General features: G+C 71.1%; 12 protein-coding genes. 4 read left to right on the forward strand and 8 right to left on the reverse strand.

The features are described 5' to 3' along the window. Window positions 1-124: 124 nt before the first annotated feature. Entirely contained in the window at window positions 125-1,711 is a 1,587-nt protein-coding gene (locus HNR73_RS12545; protein ID WP_184787572.1) for a cellulase family glycosylhydrolase, read from the reverse strand. A gap of 149 nt (window positions 1,712-1,860) precedes the next feature. Between HNR73_RS12545 and HNR73_RS12550 the strand changes: the two genes are divergently transcribed. The 3 genes from HNR73_RS12550 (at window position 1,861) to HNR73_RS12560 (ending at window position 5,489) form a co-directional block, all read left to right on the forward strand. Then, on the forward strand, window positions 1,861-2,691 hold the full coding sequence (locus tag HNR73_RS12550; RefSeq protein ID WP_184787573.1) for an SDR family NAD(P)-dependent oxidoreductase: 831 nt from the start codon (window positions 1,861-1,863) through the stop codon (window positions 2,689-2,691). Between the two features lie 70 nt (window positions 2,692-2,761). Then, complete coding sequence (locus HNR73_RS12555) at window positions 2,762-4,681, forward strand: ABC1 kinase family protein (protein WP_184787574.1); 1,920 nt, start codon at window positions 2,762-2,764, stop codon at window positions 4,679-4,681. A gap of 7 nt (window positions 4,682-4,688) precedes the next feature. After that, complete coding sequence (locus HNR73_RS12560; RefSeq protein ID WP_184787575.1) at window positions 4,689-5,489, forward strand: metallophosphoesterase family protein; 801 nt, start codon at window positions 4,689-4,691, stop codon at window positions 5,487-5,489. On the opposite strand, the gene HNR73_RS12565 is transcribed toward HNR73_RS12560, so the two are convergent. The 5 genes from HNR73_RS12565 to lpdA all read right to left on the reverse strand — a co-directional run bounded on the left by HNR73_RS12565 (window position 5,486) and on the right by lpdA (window position 12,667). Further along, window positions 5,486-7,546, reverse strand: a complete 2,061-nt coding sequence (locus tag HNR73_RS12565) for a caspase, EACC1-associated type (protein WP_184787576.1) — start codon at window positions 7,544-7,546, stop codon at window positions 5,486-5,488. The genes HNR73_RS12560 and HNR73_RS12565 overlap by 4 nt on opposite strands. Window positions 7,547-7,554: 8 nt before the next feature. Further along, a complete protein-coding gene (locus HNR73_RS12570; protein ID WP_184787577.1) occupies window positions 7,555-8,439 on the reverse strand; it encodes a TIGR01777 family oxidoreductase in 885 nt (294 codons plus the stop codon). A 19-nt stretch (window positions 8,440-8,458) separates the two neighbouring features. After that, window positions 8,459-9,433, reverse strand: a complete 975-nt coding sequence (locus tag HNR73_RS12575) for a magnesium and cobalt transport protein CorA (protein ID WP_184787578.1) — start codon at window positions 9,431-9,433, stop codon at window positions 8,459-8,461. Between the two features lie 82 nt (window positions 9,434-9,515). After that, entirely contained in the window at window positions 9,516-11,258 is a 1,743-nt protein-coding gene (gene sucB, locus HNR73_RS12580; protein ID WP_184787579.1) for a 2-oxoglutarate dehydrogenase, E2 component, dihydrolipoamide succinyltransferase, read from the reverse strand. A gap of 23 nt (window positions 11,259-11,281) precedes the next feature. Next, window positions 11,282-12,667 (reverse strand): dihydrolipoyl dehydrogenase, encoded by a 1,386-nt coding sequence (gene lpdA / locus HNR73_RS12585; RefSeq protein ID WP_311677454.1) that lies wholly within the window; start codon window positions 12,665-12,667, stop codon window positions 11,282-11,284. A gap of 174 nt (window positions 12,668-12,841) precedes the next feature. Between lpdA and HNR73_RS12590 the strand changes: the two genes are divergently transcribed. Next, window positions 12,842-13,165, forward strand: a complete 324-nt coding sequence (locus HNR73_RS12590) for an oxidoreductase (RefSeq protein ID WP_184787580.1) — start codon at window positions 12,842-12,844, stop codon at window positions 13,163-13,165. A gap of 127 nt (window positions 13,166-13,292) precedes the next feature. Here HNR73_RS12590 and HNR73_RS12595 read toward each other — a convergent pair whose 3' ends face one another. Together HNR73_RS12595 and HNR73_RS12600 are read right to left on the reverse strand one after the other, a co-directional pair. Further along, window positions 13,293-14,333, reverse strand: coding sequence for a protein kinase family protein (locus HNR73_RS12595; RefSeq protein WP_184787581.1), 1,041 nt, complete (start codon window positions 14,331-14,333; stop codon window positions 13,293-13,295). Window positions 14,334-14,403: 70 nt separating this feature from the next. Continuing rightward, a complete protein-coding gene (locus HNR73_RS12600; RefSeq protein ID WP_184787582.1) occupies window positions 14,404-16,065 on the reverse strand; it encodes an ABC-F family ATP-binding cassette domain-containing protein in 1,662 nt (553 codons plus the stop codon). Window positions 16,066-16,108: the final 43 nt, after the last annotated feature.

The raw sequence follows: 16,108 nt of genomic DNA on the forward strand, positions 1-16,108 counted from the left end.
TGATGGGGCAGACGGGGAAAACGGCGCAAGGGCCGCGAATGAAAAGCTCGCCGCGAGCGACGGCGGGCATTCAGCGTTTGGGCGGCCTCCCGGCGGCGCGCACCACCGGGAGGCCGCCTGCGGCTCAGGTGCAGGCCGCGCCGTTGAGTCGTACCGAACCCGGCGGCGGTGTCGAGGATCCGGTGGAGGTGAAGCCGACGCTCGCGCTCGCGCCGGGCGCCAGGGAGCGGTTGTGCGCGGGCGCGGTGACCGTCACCGTGGTCCCGCTCTGGGAGAAGTCGCCGTTCCATCCACTCTGGACGGTCGCGCCCGCCGGGAGGGTGAAGGACACCGACCACGGATTCGCCGCCGTGCTACCCGTGTTGGTGACCGACACGGCCGCCTGGAACCCGCCCTGCCAGCTGTTGTCGATGCGCACCGCGGCGGTGCACGACCCGGGGCCGCCCGGTGCCGGGCTCGTCGTCGGCGAACCCGTCGGGCCGCCACCGCCGGCCGGTGGGATCAGGTACGGCTGGAGGATGCTCTGCTTGGCCTGGTTGACGGTGACCCAGTCGTCGCCGACGATCCCGCCGGTGTCGCCGGAGTTGGGGTTCCACGACCAGTAGGTGAAGCTCTGCCCGGACGTGCCCGATCCCAGATAGCGCAGCAGTTCCCGCAGCCACACCGCGTCACGCGGGTCCTGGAGGGTGCTGCCGAACTCGCCGAGTAGGACCGGTGCGGTGTTGTTCTTGAAGAGGTAGCCCCAGAAGCCGTCCCAGATGCCGGGGAGGTTCGCCGGGAAGGCCGGGTCGTCGAACCAGCTCTGGTGGTACACGGAGATGGCGTAGTCGTGGGCGGAGTAGACGAGCTTGCCGGGCTTGCTGAGCCGGACCGGGTCCTGGCCGGCCTTCGACAGGTTGCCGCCCCACCAGCCGCAGGGCTCGTCGGGGATCTCGTCCCAGACGTTGGGGTTGCCGCCGCTGGGGCAGCTGACGCCTTCGACGACGATCAGCCAGTTCGGGTTGGCGGCCAGGACGGCGTTGCCGCCGCGTTCGGCGGCCAGCCGCCAGTCGCGGGCGGGATCGCCGCAGCCCCAGCAGGATCCGGTCGCGTTGGGCTCGGTGCCCTCGGCGTGCGGTTCGTTGTGCAGGTCGATGCCGACGACCGTGGTGTCCCCGGCGTAGCGGCGCGCGAGCATGGTCATGTTGGCGATCCACGTCGACTCCGGCGTGGCGGCGGTGTACCAGAGCGCGCTCTGCCCGGCGCTGGTCGGCCGGTGCCGGTCGAGGATGACGCGCATCCCCTTGTCACCGGCGTAGTCGATGACCTTGTCGAGGATCTGCAGCGGTGACAGCCCGACGAGGTCGGGATTGGTGTAGTCGTTGATGCCGGTGGCGACGGCGCCGGGTTTGAGGGCGTCGTCGGAGTAGGGGATCCGGAGGGTGTTGTAGCCGAGCTGGGCCATGTGGTCGACCTGGCTGCGCCAGGTGACCTGGGCCCACAGGCCGTGGAAGGTCTTGTTGTCGGTCTCCATGCCGAACCAGTTGATGCCGGTCATCCGGATGGCGGTGCCGGTGGCGTCGACGATCCGGGCGCCGCTGGTGCTCAGATATCCGGTGCCGGTTCCGGCGGCGTGGGCGGGTGCGCTCGACAGCGCGGGGACGACGACGGCGGCCAGTGCCGCGGCGAGCGCCGTGGCGAGAAGGACGGCGAGGCTGCGTTTGCTCCGCATCGCGATACTCCAGGGAGTTCGGTGAAATGGGAGCGCTCCCAGCACGAGGGTAGCGACTGTCGTCGCGGATGGGAATCCCAACGTACGGCCGGTGTCACCCCACGCCCCGTAACATCGGCCAGACTGCACACCGAGCGGAAGGCGCACACATGTCCACAGTGGCCCTCGTGACCGGCGGCAACCAGGGCTTGGGGCTGGCCCTCGTACGCGGCCTCAGCGAGAGACTGGGACCCGACGCCGTGGTCTACCTCGCCGCGCGCGATCCCAAGCGCGGTCGCGCGGCGGTGTCGCGCCTGCGCGGGGAGGGCCTCACCGCTCGGCCCGCGCTGCTCGACGTCACCGACGACGCGTCCGTGACGGCGCTGGCCGCGGCGATCGCGGAGGAGCACGGCGGCATCGACATCGTCTTGTCCAACGCCGCCGCGCGCATCTCGCCCGAGTTGAGGGCCGCGGCGCAGGTCGGCGGTTTCGTCGACACCAACAACCACGGCACGACCCGGATGCTCAAGGCCTTCGTGCCGCTGCTGCGCGACGGCGGCAGGTACGTCGTCGTCGCCAGCTTCTTCGGGACCCTCAGTCAGCTCGATCCCCGGCTGCACGGGCGTTTCGACACCGCGAACATGTCCCTTGAGGACGTCACGGCCGTGATGGACGAGTACACCGCCGCCGTCGGCGACGGGACGGCCGCCGGGGCGGGCTGGCCGGACTGGATCAACGTGCCCTCGAAGGTCGGGCAGGTCGCCAGCATGCGCGTCATGGCGCGCGAACTCGCCGGCGACGGCCGCGGCATCGTCATCAACGCGGCCTGCCCGGGACTGGTCGACACCCCCGCCTCGCGGCCCTGGTTCGCCGACATGAGCGCGGCGAAGAGCCCCGACGACGCCGCCGAGGACGTGCTGTGGCTGGCGTTGCTGCCGAAGGCCGCGCGGGAACCCTACGGCGAGCTGGTGCAGTACCGGACGGTCGTCCCCTGGCTCTGAGGCCTTCCGCACGCGCCCGAGCGACGGTGATCGTCTCGGGTAGCGTACGGGCGGCATCGGAGGGAGACGCATGGGCGCGTTGCTGGGGTTTTTCGGCACGTTGGTGGTCGTCGGGCTGTTCATGATGGCCGCCGGGCGCCTGATGGGCCTGCGCGTCGGCCCGGTGCGGGCGGCCGCGTCGGGCTTCCTCGGCCTCATCGTCGCCGGGATCACCATCGGCCCGGTCATGGAGGACGCGCCGAACCGCGCGGGACTCTTCTGGACCTTCGCCGGTGTCGCCCTCTTCGCGACCCTCGTGGCCATGGCCGTCAGCGAGGCCATCCGCCTGCGCCCCTCCGGGCTGATCAGCTGGTGGAGTTCGCTGCGCCGGCGGATCCGCCGTGCCCGCCGCTATTCGGCCATCACCGCGATCGGCGTCCGGCACGGACTCGGCGGTTACCTCACCGGGCGCCGCGGGCCCGACGGCTCGTCGATGGCCCTGGCCCGTTCGCTGCGGTCGGCGCTCGAAGAGGGCGGCGTCACCTTCGTCAAGCTGGGGCAGGTGCTCTCCACCCGGCGTGACCTGTTCGGCCCGGCCGTCATCAACGAACTCGCGCGGCTCCAGGACGACGTGGAAGCCGTGCCGTGGGAACGGATCGAGCGTCAGCTCACCGAGGAACTCGGCGCGCCCGTCGGTGAGGTCTTCGCCTCCTTCGACACCACGCCCATCGCGGCGGCCTCGATCGCCCAGGTCTACGGGGCGACCCTCCACAGTGGGGAGTCGGTCGTGGTGAAGGTGCAACGGCCCGGGATCGGGCCGGTCGTCGAACGCGATCTGGACATTGTGGACAGACTCTCGCGCACCCTCCACCAGCGCGCGGAATGGGCGCGCAACGTCGGCATCCGTGACCTGGCCGAAGGTTTCAGCGAGGCCCTGCGTGAAGAACTCGACTTCCGCATCGAGGCCCGCAACCTCGCCGCCGTCCGCGCCGTCAGCGAGGGTTTCACCGAGGTCGTGCTGCCCGAGGTGCACGCCGACTTCAGCAGCCGCCGGGTCCTGGTCATGGAGCGCCTTTCGGGCGTGCCGATCGGATCGCCGAGCGCCGCCGACGTCGCCCGAGACGTCGACCGGGCCGCGCTGGCGCAGGCCCTGCTGCGCTGCCTGCTCCGCCAGGTCCTCATCGACGGCGTCTTCCACGCCGATCCCCACCCGGGCAACATCCTCCTGCTCGACGACAACCGCCTCGGCCTCATCGACTTCGGCTCGGTGGGCCGCATCGACGCCGGCCTCCAGGGCGCCCTGCACGCGCTCCTGATGGCCATCGACCAGCGCGACCCCGCCGGGTTGCGCGACGGCCTCATCGAGATCATGGAACGCTCCGAGGGGATCGACGGCGAGCGCCTGGAACGCGCGCTCGGGCGCTTCATGGCGCGGCACCTGTCGGCGGGCCAGGTGCCCGACGCGGGGATGTTCACCGACCTGTTCAAGCTCGTCTCCGCGCACGGGATCGCCATCCCGCGCGAGGTCGCGGCGGCCTTCCGGGCACTGGCCACAGTGGAGGGAACCCTCTCCGATCTCGCGCCGGGTTTCCACATCGTCGACGAGGCGAGGGCTTTCGCCTCCTCCCAGCTGGCCGCGACCTTCACACCGGGCTCGGTCGAGGAGGCCGTCGTCAGGGAACTGGTGCCGATGCTGCCGGTGCTGCGCCGTCTGCCCCGCCGTGCCGAGCGCATCAGCGCGGCCCTGGAACGCGGCCAGCTGTCGGTGAACGTGCGGCTCTTCGCCGACGCCCGCGACCGGGAGACCGTCGCCGGCTACCTCGGCCAGGCGCTCCTGACGATCCTCGGCGCCACGACCGGGATCATGTCGGTGCTGCTGCTGGGCAATGAGAAGGGCCCGAAGCTCGCGCCGGATGTCAGTGTCTATCAGGTCTTCGGCTACCTCATGCTGCTGGTGAGCGTGACGATCATCGTGCGGGTGCTTGTGGGGATCTTCCGCCGCGGCCGATGATGGGGACATGGCCGTCCTGCACGGGCCCCGGCCCGATGAGCCCCCGACGCCGGTGCTCGGCCCCGTCGAGCGCGTCGCCGTCCTGTCCGACGTTCACGCCAACATCCCCGCCCTCCGCGCCGTACTGTCCGAAAGGGACGTCGCCTCGGCCGACCTCGTCGTCTTCTGCGGCGACCTGACCTGGGGACCCGAGCCCGAGGAGACCGTCTCCCTGGTCGGCGAGCTCGGGTCGCGGGCCGTCTTCGTGCGCGGCAACGCCGACCGCGCCGTCCTCGAACTCGCCGCCGGCGACCGCCCCCGCGAACGTCCCCGGGACGCCTGGATGCCGGGCCGACACTCGCCGGAGGCGCTGGACCTGTTGTCGCGCTTCCACTTCAACGTCGTCGTCGACGTCGTTGGCCTCGGCCCTGTCCGCTTCTGTCACGGCTCGCCGCGCGGCGACACCGAGGTGATCACCCCGGAGACGCCGGAGGCGCGCTTCGCCGACCTGATGTCGGGCCACCCCGAGTCCACATTGGTCTCCGGGCACACCCACCTCCAGTTCGACCGCCGCGTCGGCGACCGGCGAAGCGTCAACCCCGGCAGCGTCGGACTCGCCTTCCACGACGGCGAAGCCGGTACGGCCATGTGGGCCCTGCTCGGCCCCGACGTGTCCCCGCGCCGGACCCCCTTCGACGTCGCCGACGCCGTCCTGCGCGCCTGGGACGCCGGCGACCCGAGCGCCGAGGTCATGGAACGGATGATGACGACACCGCCGACGGTCGCCGAGGTCGTCGCGCACGCCGAGGAGCGGGTCTTCAGCGACTAGCCGCGGTGGCGCGGGTTGCGGGCGATGGCCAGCTCGCCGATGGTGTTCGTGCCGCGCTGCTGCGGCTCGGGAAGGCCTTTCGCGGCCAGCCGCGAGCGCACCTGCGGGAACACGTCGGCGACGCGGATCAGTTCGCCGCCGTGCTCGACCCCGTCGCGCAGGACGCCGAGGAGCGCTTCGGTGAAGGCGGAGTTGCGGGCGCCGTCGGGGGCGTGGGCCATGCGCGTGGCGGAGGTGGCGGTGCACACGTAGGTCCCGCTGATGTCTAGCTGTCCGGCGGTGTCCTCGCCGTCGCCGAGCATGTCGATGGCCCGCCCGGAGAAGCAGCAGTCGAGGACGACCAGTTTGCGCCGGGCGGGACTGTCGATGACCATCGAACGCAGGTCCTCGTAGGGGAGGCTGGTGTATCTGCGCAGCGCTGATTCGGTCGTGCGCAGTCCGAGGTAGAGGCGCCCGTCGGGGTCGACCCAGCCGTGGCCGCCGAAGTACAGCAGGAGCGTGTCGCGGGCCTCGGCGGCGAGTTCGGCGACGCGCGGCCGCAGCGAGTCGTCGGCGTCGGCGAAGACGTGTGTCCGGCTCGCCGCGAAACCACCCGTGCGGTCGTGGGTGAGGGCCGCGCGCAGGTCGTTGAGGTTGCCCGAGATCGAGCGGATGTCGGGGATCCCGGGGTCGTCGTAGGTCGCCGTGCCGATGAGCAGGGCGGTCGACTGGGCGGGGAGAGGGAGACGCGAGCCGCTGACCGTGGGGGCCGCAGCGACGACGTGGGGCGCGGGTTCCGGCGCCGTGATCTCGTCGGCGGGGAGTCCGGTCCAGTCGGCGACGGCCCTCGTTACGGCGGCGACGTCGACGACCGGGGTGAGCCGTTGTGTCCGTGCCACGGCGGCGCACGCCTCGGTGAGTATGTGCGCGGCCTTCAGCGGGAGGAGGGCGTCGGTGACGTACCGGTCGGCGAGCGCGACGGTGGCGGCGGCCGCCTCCTGGGTGATCCGGAGGCGGTACTCGGATTCGAGCCCGTGCAGCCCGGCGGTGATCATCGCGGTGGCCCGATCGACGTTCGGTTCGGCGATCGTCATCGGCTGGCAGAGCGACTCCAGGCGAGACCCCCGGGCGTTGAGCGCGGCGAGCTCGCCGGGGGTCATGGCCAAGACGAGTCGCAGGCCGCTCTTGGCGGTGAGGGGCCAGAGCCATTCGCCGACGGTGCCCGGCCCAGGGCCGAGGTCGAGACGTTCGGCGGCGTTGTCGACGCAGAGCACGAACCCGCGAAGCGAGGCCGCCTCGCGGAAGATCCGTTCGACCGTGTCGGGGTGGCCGGAGCGATCCAGTAGCTCCCAGTCGAGGGACCTGATCATGCCGGCCCGGGTGGGACGGCCGATGGTGTCGCGCGCCAGCAGTGCCAGCCCGGTGATGATGGCGGACGTCCCCACACCCGGGCGGCCGACGAGGACGGGGCTGCTGCGGTTCTTGCGGGCCAGGACCTGCGCGGCTCGTTCGATCTCGGCGTCCCGGGCGATCGGCGTGATCAGGTTCCGCGGCCGTTCGGAGAGGTCGGTCGTGTAGTGGCGGAGGTTGTCCGAGACCTGCGCGTAGTCCCCCGGCGCCCGGACGAGTCTGTCGCGCAGGCCGGGTTTGCCGAGGTCCGCTCCGCGCTCGGTCGTGATGGTCTCGCGGAGGCCGCCGTGCGCGAAGGAGTCGAGGATCGATTCTCCGGAGTCGAAGGCCGGCATGGCGAGCAGGAGATGCTCGGGCCGAGTGCGCGCCTCGGTCAGCCGCGCGGCCTCACGAGGGGCGAGGTCGAGGATCCGCTGCAGATCCGGGGAGAGCGGGGGATCACCGTCGGGCACCGGGCCGACGGGCTTGTGCCGCCCGAGTTCGGTGTCGATGGTGTCGGCGTCGATACCGGCTTCGGCGAGGAGCCCCGCCGTGCGCGTCTTCGGGTCCGAGGCGAGCGCGAGTAACAGGTGACGACGTTCGGTGCGTGCGTGCTCGCGCAGCCGCGCGAACTCTACGGCGAGGGCCACGGCCCCCCGGGCGTCCTCGTCGAAAAGGCTCAGTTCCATCCGTCCCCCTACGTCGTGCCCAGCGCCCACCCCAAGGTATCCGTCATGCTCGCGTGCTCCCACACGAAACCGGCGTCCTCCAGTGCCCTCGGCCGCACCCGCACACCCCGCAGCAGCTCCACGGCGGCCTCGCCGGCGGCGATCTTCAGCGCGAAGCCCGGCACCGCCCACGGAGCCGGACGTCCCAGGGCCCCCGCCAGGGCCGCGACGAACTCGCGGTTGGTGATCGGGGTCGGTCCGGCGAGGTTGACGGGGCCGGCGACGTCGTTGGTGAGCAGGAATTCCACCGCGCGGGTCCAGTCGAGCAGCGAGATCCACGGCAGGTACTGCTCGCCGTTGCCGAAGCGGCCGCCCAGCCCCATCTTGAACAGCGGCACCAGCCGCTTGAGCATCAGTGCGCCCGGCCCGAAGACGTGCGTGGAGCGCAGGAAGACCACCCGCGAGTCCGACGCGGCGGCGGCCGCGGCCTCCCAGCGCTGGCACAACCTGCCGAGGAAGTCGTCCGCGGCGGGCGCCGACTCGTCCACTTCGGGCAGTTCCCCGCCGTCGCCGTAGTAGCCGACGGCGGATCCGTTGAGCAGCACCGGGACCCCGGCCGCGGCGATCGCCTCGGCGAGGACCCTCGTCGGCTCGATGCGGCTCGCCTGGAGCAGTCCCTTGTAGGCGGGCGTCCAGCGCTTGTCGCCGATACCGGCCCCGCAGAGGTTGACCACGGCGTCGGCGCCTTCGAGCACGGCCGGGTCGAGCGGTCTCCGGTAGGGATCCCAGCTGATCTGGTCATCGGTGCGGGCTTCGCGGCGGACGAGGCGGACGACGTCGTGTCCCTGCTCGTGGAGTCGGCTCACGAGGGCGGTGCCGAGGTGGCCCGATGAGCCCGCTATGACGATGCGCATGGGTCACATCATGCCGCAGTCAGAGCCATCCGCTCTTCTTCAGACGCCGGTAAACGATCCAGCACGCGATCAACATGACCACGACGGCGCCCGGATAGCCGACCTTCCACTTCGTCTCGGGCATGAAGTCGAAGTTCATCCCGTACAGCCCGGCGATCATCGTCGGCACGGCGATGATCGCCGCCCACGAGGAGATCTTGCGCATGTCGGAGTTCTGCTGCACGGCGACCTGCGCCAGGTGCGCCTGGAGGATGCTCGTGATCAGCTCGTTGAGGCCGTCGATGGTGTTGTCGACGCGGTCGAGCCGGTCGAGGGTGTGCTGGAAATGGTCGACGGTCCCCTTGTGCACCTCGACGTCTCCGCGCGCCAGGTCGGCGAGGACCGAGTGCAGCGGGTCCTCCACCCGGCGCAGGTACAGCACCTTGCGCTTGAGGCTGTAGATCTCGTCGACCGGGTGACTGGCCTTCGTGTCGAAGACGTCGCGCTCCAGTTCGATGATGTCGCCCTCGATGTCGTGGGAGATCCGGTCGTAGCCGGCGACGACCTCGTCGCAGATCGCCTGCAGGACGGCGTCGGGACCACAGGAGAGGAGCTTCGTACGGCCCTCCAGACGGCGGCGAATGCCCGCGAGCAGCCCGTCGGCGGTCTTGTGGACGGTGACGACCGCCTTCGACGTCACGCAGATGTGCATCGACACCGTAGCGAGGTTGGTGGTCTCCTCACCGGTGCGGCTGAAGCCCTTCAAGGTGATCACCAGGAGCCCGTTGATCTGCTCGATCGCGTGGCGCGGGCGGTGGTAGGACAGGTCTTCGAGGGTGAGCCCGCCGATGCCGAGCTGGTCGGTGACCTTCTCGAACTCCTCCGACGTGGGCGAGACCATGTCGACCCACACGAAACCGCCGCGCGCGTCGGCGACCTTGTCCAGGGCGTCGACGGGTTCCCCGGCGTGCTCGACGCGCCGGCCGGCTTTGTAGGCGGTGGAGAGGTAGGCCATGACGGATCATTCTGCGCCCCTCGCGCAACCGTGCGCGAAGGCCCCCGTGCTCGACGAGCACGGGGGCCTTCGCGGTTCGTTCCTAGAGGCCGAGTTCGGCTTCGAAGTTGCCCTCTTCCAGACGCGCCTTGACGTGCGTCAGGTAGCGGGCCGCGTCGGCGCCGTCCACGATCCGGTGGTCGTAGGACAGGGCCAGGAACATCATCGACCGCGGCACGATGACCTCGCCGAGCTGCGGGTCGTTGACCACGACCGCGCGCTTGACGACGGCCCCGGTGCCCAGGATCGCCGACTGCGGCGCGTTGACGATCGGCGTGTCGAACAGCGCGCCGCGCGAACCGGTGTTGGTCAGCGTGAACGTGCCGCCGGCGATGTCGTCCGGGGTCAGCTTGTTGGTGCGGGTCCGCTCGGCCAGGTCGGCGATGCGCTTGGCGATCCCGGCCAGGTTCAGGTCACCGGCGTTCTTGATGACCGGGACGATCAGGCCCTTCTCGGTGTCCACCGCCACGCCGAGGTTCTCGGCGTCGGGGTAGGTGACCGTCTTGGCCTCCATGTCGATCGTTGCGTTGACCTGCGGGAAGACCTGCAGGGCCTCGACGGCCGCCTGCGCGAAGAACGGCAGGAAGGACAGCTTCACGCCGTGGCGGGCCAGGAAGGCGTCCTTGGCCCTGGCGCGTAGCTGCGCGACCTTCGTGACGTCGATCTCGACGACCGAGGTGAGCTGCGCCTGCGTGTGCAGCGCCTCGACCATGCGCGTGGCGATCGTCTGCCGCAGCCGCGACATCTTCTCGGTGCGGCCGCGCAGCGGGCTCGGCTCACTCGGCGTCGCGGCCTTCGCCGGGGCGGCGGCAGCGGCGGGAGCCGCGGCGGCCGGAGCGGGCGCCTTGGCGGCCTCGGCGGCGGCCAGCACGTCCTGCTTGCGGATGCGTCCGCCGACACCGGTGCCGGACAGCGAGGACAGGTCGACACCGTGCTCGTTGGCGAGCTTGCGGACCAGCGGCGTCACGTACGCGCCGCCGTTCTGCGCGGCGGCCGGCTCGGCGGCCTTCGCGGGGGCGGGAGCCGCCGCGGGTGCCGGAGCGGGAGCGGCGGCGGGAGCCGGAGCGGGCTTCGGAGCCGGAGCCGCGGCGGGGGCCGGAGCCGGCTCGGCGGCCGGCGCGGGCTTCTCGGCCGGGGCCGGAGCGGCCGCCGGAGCGTCACCCGAGGTCCCGATCACCGCGAGGGTCGCGCCGACGTCGACGGTCTCGTCCTCGGCGGCCTTGATCTCCAGCAAAGTACCCGCGACGGGCGACGGGATCTCGGTGTCGACCTTGTCCGTCGACACCTCCAGCAACGGTTCGTCGACCTCGACGGAGTCACCGACGGCCTTGAGCCAACGCGTCACCGTGCCCTCGGTGACCGACTCGCCCAGCGCGGGCATCGGCACCTCGGTGCCCGACCCGCCCGAAGAGGCGGCCGGAGCGGCCTCGGCGGCGGGAGCGGGTTCCGGCTCGGGCTCCGCCTCGGCGGCGGGCTCGGGCTCGGCCTCGGCGGCGGGCTCCTCGGCGGGAGCGGCCGGGGAGGCCGGGGCCTCATCGGTCGACTCGCCCTCTTCGGAGATCACCGCGAGCTCCCCGCCGACGTCGACGGTCTCGTCCTCCGCCGCGACGATGCGCGACACGATGCCGGCCGCGGGCGAGGGGATCTCGGTGTCGACTTTGTCGGTGGAGACCTCCAGCAGCGGTTCGTCGACTTCGACGCGCTCGCCTTCCTTCTTCAGCCAACGGGTGATGGTGCCCTCGGTGACGCTCTCTCCGAGCGCGGGCATGGTGACCGATACCGGCATGGTCGTCAAACTCCTGTGGTCGTCTACGCGTGCGCGTGCAGCGGCTTGCCCGCGAGGGCCAGGTGGGCCTCGCCGAGTGCCTCGTTCTGGGTCGGGTGCATGTGGATGAGCTGGGCGACGTCACTCGGGAACGCCTCCCAGTTGTAGATCAACTGGGCCTCGCCGATCAACTCGCCGACGCGGCTGCCGACCATGTGTACACCCACCACGGGGCCGTCGACGACACCGACGAGCTTGACGAATCCCTGGGTCTTGAGGATCTGGCTCTTGCCGTTGCCGCCGAGGTTGTAGTTGTAGGTCTTGACCTTGTCGGCCCCGTACTTCTCCTTGGCCTTCTCCTCGGTGAGTCCGACGGAGGCGACCTCGGGTTCGCAGTACGTCACGCGCGGGATGCCGTTCTCGTCGATCGGCTGCGGGTCGAGACCCGCGATGTCCTCGGCGACGAAGATGCCCTGCGCGAAACCGCGGTGGGCCAGCTGCATGCCGGGGACGATGTCGCCGACGGCGTAGACGCCGGGGATGTTGGTGCGCAGGCGCTCGTCGGTGAGGACGAAACCGCGGTCCATGCCGACGCCCTGCTCCTCGTAGCCGATGCCCTGGGTGACCGGACCGCGGCCGACGGCCACCAGCAGCAGTTCGGCCTCGACGACCTCGCCGCCCTGGATCGTCACGGAAACGCCGGTGTCGGTGTGCTTGACCGACTCGAAGGGCTTGCCGGTCTTGAAGGTGATGCCGCGCTTGCGGAAGGTCCGCTCCACCTGCTTGGAGCAGTCGGCGTCCTCGGCGGCGACGAGGCGGGGGAGGGCCTCGATGATGGTGACGTCGGTGCCGAAGGAGTGCCACGCGCTGGCGAACTCGACTCCGATCACACCGCCGCCCAGGATGACCGCGGAGGCGGGGACCTCGCCGAGGTTCAGGGCGTGCTCGGAGGAGATGACCCGCTCGCCGTCGATGTCGAGGCCGGGGATCGACTTGGAGTACGAGCCGGTGGCCAGCACGAGGTTCTTGCCGGTGATGCGGCGCCCGTCGACCTCGACGGTGTTCTTCCCGACGAGCTTGCCGGTGCCCTCGATGTAGTCGATCTTGGCGGCCTTGATCATGCCCTGCAGGCCCTTGTACAGCTTGGCGACCACGCCGTCCTTGTAGGCGTTGACGCCGCTCATGTCAATGCCGGTCAGCTCGGCGAGCACACCGAACTGCGCGCTCTCGCGGGTGGAGTCGGCGACCTCGGCGGCGTGCAGGAGCGCCTTGGTCGGGATGCAGCCACGGTGCAGGCAGGTGCCCCCCACCTTGTCCTTCTCGATCAGTGCGACGCGGAGTCCGAGCTGGACGGCACGGAGGGCGCAGGCGTAACCGCCGCTACCGCCGCCCAGGATTACCACGTCGTAACCAAGGTTCGGGTCGCTCACGAGTTCTCCCAAAGTCATCCTCAAGGTTCGCTGCCCATCCTCGCACCTGGCGCGAGTCGCATGTGGCGGGACCCGTGCGCCGGTGTGTGCGGAGACACGTGGACCGTCCCATAGTCTTGACAGACATTTGAATCTCGTCCATATATTGACCTCTCGTGTGCAAGGAGGAATGCCGTGCGTCTGTTCCGCCGCAAGCGTCGCCCGGGCAACGGCGATCGGGCCCGGACCCAGCTCGACACCTCCCACCTGGAGGAATTCGTGCGAACGCGCATCGGGGTCGAGGCCTACGTCGAGCCGCAGACGACGGTCACCGAGACGACCGTGATCTTGATCGCCAGTGACGGTGAATGGACGCGCCGCCGCATCGACGCCCCCGACGCGGCCTACCGCCTCGGGCAGCGTCTCGGCATCCCGGTCTACGACGTGGCCCGCGTGGGATACCCGCAGCGCAAGCGCGACTACGACGCCCGTCAGCGCGTCAAGCGGACGCGCGAGTGACCGTCGCCGGTTCGGGCCGGCGAGTGTGACCGCGACGCGCGGCACGCGGGCGCACGGGTGACCGTCGCGAGTTCGGCGGCCGGTTGAAGTCCCGGCCCCCGCACCGCCCTCGACACCGGTCCGCGTGTCAGCCCCCGGCCCCGGCGCGCGATGCGCGCCCGTGGGCGGCGGCGGCCAGCTCGGCCACCGGGTAGGGCGTCGTCTTCGGCCCGGCGATCAGCCGGTCGAGGAAACCGGCCATCACCACTGCCGTCGGGGCGTGCCGGTCGAGGATCTCCGCGACCGGCGCGGGGACGTCCGCCGGTCGCTCGCCGCGCGTCCACCCTGCGACGAAGTCGCCGTGGCCGCGCCCGGCCCGGTAGCGCGCGGCGATGTGGTGGTTGACCAGGTGCGCGGCCCCGTAGGCGAGATCGTAGTCACGGTGCACCGCGAGGAAGGCGCGCTCGCCGGGCGACAGGTCGAAGTCCTCGCCGACGGCCAGGCCGAAGTCGGTGAGGTAGTGGTGGCGGCCGTCGGTGACGACGTTGCGGTAGTGGGCGTCGAAGTGGACGAGGCCCCGGTCGCGCATGAACGCCGCCGTCGCCGCGAGCTCCGCCTCGACCCGCGCGTACGCCCCGGGCCCCTGCTCCGGCAGCCACCGGTACAGGGCGTGCGGGAAGTACTCCAGGAAGACCACGAGGCTCGCCGTGGAACCCGCGATCGCCTCCAGCCGCGCCCGGACCGCCGGCGACCCGTCCCAGTACGCGACCCGCTCGTCGAGGCTCCGGCCGTCATCGGCGCCCGCCGATCCCGGCAGCACCCGCCAGTGGTGGAGCAGTGGGAAACCCGCGTGTTCGCCGTCGAGGACCCAGCCCGTGGTCATCAGGTGCGCGGCCAGCTCCCGCCAGGCGCCGAACCCCGCCGAGCCCACCCCGTACTGATAGAAGGGCGGCAGGCCGAACAGGTTCGCCGTCGAGCGGTGGTGTTCCGGCCGGGCCTCCAGGTCGGTCAGCGGGATCTTCTTGACGAAGACCCGTACGCCCTCGACCGACAGCAGGACCGAGCTTCCGCCGATTCCGGTCTCGTGCGGCTCGCCGCCCGCCAGGAGCGCGGACAGTTCCTCGTCGCCGTACGTTCCGAGCCGCGCGGCGACCGTGTCGTGGGCGTGCCGGCGATCGTCGCGGTTCATACGGGCTCCTCGGGCTGGAACGGCGGGCGAACGCGACCGTAACCGGTCCCGTCCGCCCGCGCGCCCGCTTTTACGGCTCCTCGACCGAGGAGGTCAGCCCCGGCTCCTCGCCGCGCTCCAGCCGCAGCCACCGGTCGATCCCGATGGCCCGCAGGAACGGCAGGTCGTGGCTGACCACGATCAGCGCGCCCTCGTAGGACAGCAGCGCCTGTTCGAGCTGCCGCACGCTGGTCATGTCGAGGTTGTTCGTCGGTTCGTCGAGCATGAGCAGCTGCGGCGCCGGCTCGGCCGACAGCACCGCCGCCAGCGCCACCCGCAGGCGCTCGCCGCCCGAGAGCGTGCGGACCTCCTGCTCGGCGCGGGTGTTGCGGACGCCGCTGCGGCGCTGCGCCCGGTTGTTGCGGAACCCGAGCGCGGCCAGCCGCGTGCGGGCGTCGTGGTCGCTCAGTTCGGGCGCGTAACGCCGGACGTTGTCCAGCGCGCTGGCCTCGTCGTCGAGGATCTCCAGCCGCTGCGGCAGGTAGTGCACGCCCGGGACGTTGTACCGGAAGGTGCCGCCCTCGGGCTCGATCGTGCCCGTGAGCAGCCGCATCAGCGTGGTCTTCCCGGCGCCGTTGCCGCCGGTCAGCGCGATCCGTTCGGGACCGCGCACCTCGAAGGTCACCGGCGCGGGAAGGTAGGCGTGCGCGAGGTTCTCGACCTCCAGCACCGTGCGCCCGTTCGGGACGCGCGTGTGCGGGAGGTCGAGCCTGATCACCGTCTCGTCGCGAAGCGCGAGTTCCGCATCGGCTCGGGCAGCTTCGGCCTCGGCGATCTCCGTTTCGTGGGACCCGCGTAGCTTGCCGGCGCTGACCTCGGCCTTCCGCTTGAGTCCGCCCGCGACAATCTTGGGGATGCCTCCGGCCAGTTGCGCCTTGCGGCCATTGCTCGTACGGCGGTCGATCTTGATCTGGGCCTCAATGAGTTCTCTCTTCTGCTTGCGGAGGTCGGCCTGCGCCGTGCGCAGCGCGCGTTCGGCGACGTCGGTCTCGCCGGCCACGGCCTCCTCGTACATGGAGAAGTCGCCGCCGTACATGCGCACACGTCCTTCGCGCAGTTCGGCGATCTGGTCGACCTGGTCGAGGAGTTCGCGGTCGTGGCTGACCAGCAGCAGCGCACCGCTGAACTCGGCGACGGCCCGGTAGAGGTTGCGCCGGGCGGACAGGTCCAGGTTGTTCGTCGGCTCGTCCAGGAGCAGCACCGTCGGTTCCGACAGCAGCTTCCCGGCGAGGCCGACCAGCATCGACTCCCCGCCCGACAGGGTCGAGACGGGCCGGTCGAGCTCCACGTGGGGCAGGCCGAGCCGGTCGAGGGTCGCGCGGGCGCGCTCCTCGACGTCCCAGGCGTCGCCGACGGCCGCGAAGTGCGCCTCGTCGGCGTCCCCGCCCTCGATGGCGCGCAGGGCGGCGCGGACTCCCGCGATGCCGAGCAGATCGTCGACCGTCCGGTGCAGCTGGAGCGGCAGCTCCTGCGGCAGGTAGGCCAGCTCACCGGCCAGGGTGATGTGCCCGCCGGTCGGTGTGAGCAGGCCCGCGATGAGCTTGAGGAGGGTCGACTTTCCGGAGCCGTTGTCGCCGATGAGGGCGGTCCGGCCGGTCCCGGCGGTGAAGTCGAGTCCGGTGAACACCGGGCTGCCGTCCGGCCAGGAGAAGGTCAGGCCGGTGCAGACGATGGAATGTTGGGCGGTGGTCATGAGCGGCTCCGGAAAGATCTCGCGTCGGCTTCCTGCGTCGATG

The organism is Phytomonospora endophytica (genome assembly GCF_014202425.1).
GTDB classification, from domain to species: Bacteria; Actinomycetota; Actinomycetes; order Mycobacteriales; family Micromonosporaceae; genus Phytomonospora; species Phytomonospora endophytica.

Coding starts and splice junctions, on each gene's coding strand:
- HNR73_RS12600 (WP_184787582.1), bottom strand. CDS start 16,065: ATGACCACCGCCCAACATTCCATCGTCTGCACCGGCCTGACCTTCTCC.
- sucB (WP_184787579.1), bottom strand. CDS start 11,258: ATGCCGGTATCGGTCACCATGCCCGCGCTCGGAGAGAGCGTCACCGAG.
- HNR73_RS12550 (WP_184787573.1), top strand. CDS start 1,861: ATGTCCACAGTGGCCCTCGTGACCGGCGGCAACCAGGGCTTGGGGCTG.
- HNR73_RS12570 (WP_184787577.1), bottom strand. CDS start 8,439: ATGCGCATCGTCATAGCGGGCTCATCGGGCCACCTCGGCACCGCCCTC.
- HNR73_RS12565 (WP_184787576.1), bottom strand. CDS start 7,546: ATGGAACTGAGCCTTTTCGACGAGGACGCCCGGGGGGCCGTGGCCCTC.
- HNR73_RS12545 (WP_184787572.1), bottom strand. CDS start 1,711: ATGCGGAGCAAACGCAGCCTCGCCGTCCTTCTCGCCACGGCGCTCGCC.
- HNR73_RS12595 (WP_184787581.1), bottom strand. CDS start 14,333: ATGAACCGCGACGATCGCCGGCACGCCCACGACACGGTCGCCGCGCGG.
- HNR73_RS12575 (WP_184787578.1), bottom strand. CDS start 9,433: ATGGCCTACCTCTCCACCGCCTACAAAGCCGGCCGGCGCGTCGAGCAC.
- HNR73_RS12555 (WP_184787574.1), top strand. CDS start 2,762: ATGGGCGCGTTGCTGGGGTTTTTCGGCACGTTGGTGGTCGTCGGGCTG.
- HNR73_RS12560 (WP_184787575.1), top strand. CDS start 4,689: ATGGCCGTCCTGCACGGGCCCCGGCCCGATGAGCCCCCGACGCCGGTG.